Consider the following 2,248-nt stretch of genomic DNA (forward strand, 5'->3'; position numbering starts at 1 on the left):
CTGCTCTCAAGAATGTTGTCAATAAGATCGCGTTCCATTTTCCCATATCCGCAAGTCTTCTCTTCAGATCCATTAAAGTGGTTATCGGCAGTCTCATTCATGGCCGTTTTTGTATTATTCACTGGTGCTTTCCTTTCTGTCTGAATTCTTACTAAGTGTATTCTTTTACTTACGATAACACAAGCGAACGAAAAAGTCAAATTTATCTGTAGTTTTTTTCACAAAATTCAGATTACAGCTAAGAGTTCCAAAATACGTCGATGAAGGCTCATGAATCTGACTTTTCAATATAATTTCGGCTCAAAATCATGACTTTTCGGCTAAAACACAATACAATCTTATTCTAGCCGGAAACATTTATTATTCAAAATTGTACTGCCCCAATTGCTATTGTAATTCAGAAAAATAACTGCTATAATAAGTAATAACAAAAGGAACCAACTATGAAGATATTCATAAGGTTTAAAATTCGATTTATGAGACCCAAAAGGAGTTTATATAAATGGAAAATATCACAATCGATAAGGCATTTGAAAACCAGCTTGCCTCTATCAAAATGGAAGGTTACAAATTTTCAGCAGACGAAATAGAAAATGTAAAGAAATGTCTGAACGGTGAGATCTCATTCATGCAGTTCAAAGACGCTATTCTCAAAGAGATTCGTAACGTTTAATGGCTGTATATTCAATGGAAGGATGCTCAGACAACTGCTATCCGGGAACAACTGTTCTCGTGAACAAACTGAACATTCAGAACCGTCAATATCTCCAAGAAAATATCATACACTTATATATGCGTAATTTAAACAGCACCACATTCTTCACCAATCTCTTAGGATTGAAAATGTGGTGCTGTTAGATTTTATTTACAGCGTAAAAATCAGCTCCAAACATCAATAGTTATTCCGCCCTGTTCTATAAGCCGCCTTGCTTCGCCCTTACTCTTTGCGAGTTTGCAATGATCAGTTCGCTGCCAGCCTGTACTTCTGCCCATAAGCCGTATAGCTTTCAATAAACTGTGGTGTTCTTTCAGCTTTCAGAGTAGTCATATACTCATGGCTGAGGAGTTTTGCCTGTCCTATCTCGATAATGGACACAGCAATATTGGAACAATGGTCAGATACTCTCTCGCAGTTGATGAGCAGATCGGAGAGGTACACACCCAGCTCAGGACTGCATTCGCCTGTACGAAGTCTGGAGATATGCTTGTCACGGATCGTAGCTGTCAGGTCGTCGATGACTTCCTCCAACGGTTCAACGGTCATAGCGATACCGGTATCCTGCTCAGAAAAAGCCTTAACGGTGATCTCGGATATTTCTGTAAGAGCTGCAAAGAGCGTAGCGAAATCGGCTCTCGCGCTATCGGAGAAGCTCTGATCGTTCTGATTCATCTCAGCACCGATCTCTATCATATTGATAGCGTGGTCGCTGATGCGCTCAAAATCGCTGATACTATGAAGCAGCTCTGTGACAGTCCGGCTGTCCTCGTCTGTAAGGCTGTGTGATGAAAGTTCCAGAAGGAAGTCAGAAAGCTTATCTTCCATGACATCGAGTTTCTGCTCTTTCTCCTCTACGCTCAGAACGCCCTTCTGCGTATAATTGAATAACGCGGACAATGCCTCATGCAGTGCTTCCTTCGCGATGACTGCCATTTCCTTGGTTCGTTCTCTGCACTGCGAAGCCGCAAGCGGCGGGTTGGCAAGCAGACGCTTGTCAAGAAGCACTTCTGCTTCTTTTTCTTTGGAGGCGGGTATCAGCTTTCGGGCGAGCTTTACAAGCTGATTTGAGAACGGCAGTAGCATCACCGTCGTCATTATATTGAATACGGAGTGTACCGCTGCGATCTCCACAGCGCCTATGGGCTTATCCACAAAGCTGAAATGGAACAGTCCATTCGCCCCATAAAATAATCGAGAAACTCATTATCCTTGTAAATCACCCCGAACTTATGGAACCAAAACTGAAATACAAGCCTGTCACTGTTGACCCCGAAGCGGGATACGGCTTGCGACGTTGGGCTGATATTCAAAACATGAAAGAAGCGAGTAAGGTAATTAATATCCTGACCGAGTACGGAGTGAACGACAGCGTAGAACTTGAAAATCTTGCGCTTGCCAAAATGTCGGAAATGGGTCTTGCAAGCAGCAAGCTCAATGCGCTCAATACCAAAATACAAGATCTTTCGCAGATCATAAAAGTCATGCAGACAAGAAAAAAGTATTCTCCGGTCGTGCAGGAATGGAAGGAGC

Annotated in this window: 3 protein-coding genes; 2 read left to right on the plus strand and 1 reads right to left on the minus strand. The window is 42.4% G+C overall.

The window, feature by feature from the left end; genetic code table 11:
* The first annotated feature begins 502 nt into the window (after window positions 1–502).
* Complete coding sequence (locus K6G33_RS05865) at window positions 503–673, plus strand: antitoxin VbhA family protein (protein WP_296777278.1); 171 nt, start codon at window positions 503–505, stop codon at window positions 671–673.
* Window positions 674–961: 288 nt separating this feature from the next.
* Here the strand turns inward: K6G33_RS05865 and K6G33_RS05870 are convergent, their stop codons facing one another.
* Window positions 962–1,870: a PhoU domain-containing protein gene (locus K6G33_RS05870; RefSeq protein WP_296777279.1), complete on the minus strand. Its 909-nt coding sequence runs from the start codon at window positions 1,868–1,870 to the stop codon at window positions 962–964.
* A gap of 161 nt (window positions 1,871–2,031) precedes the next feature.
* On the opposite strand from K6G33_RS05870, the gene K6G33_RS05875 reads away from it, so the two are divergent.
* A partial coding sequence (locus K6G33_RS05875) for a hypothetical protein (protein ID WP_296777281.1) occupies window positions 2,032–2,248 on the plus strand: 217 nt, incomplete at its 3' end.

The sequence above is a fragment of the Ruminococcus sp. genome, assembly GCF_024691275.1.
GTDB lineage: Bacteria > Bacillota > Clostridia > Oscillospirales > Ruminococcaceae > Ruminococcus.

What these genes read in the sequence shown, in the direction of transcription:
- K6G33_RS05865 (WP_296777278.1), top strand. Translation starts at nt 503, where the DNA reads ATGGAAAATATCACAATCGATAAGGCATTTGAAAACCAGCTTGCCTCT.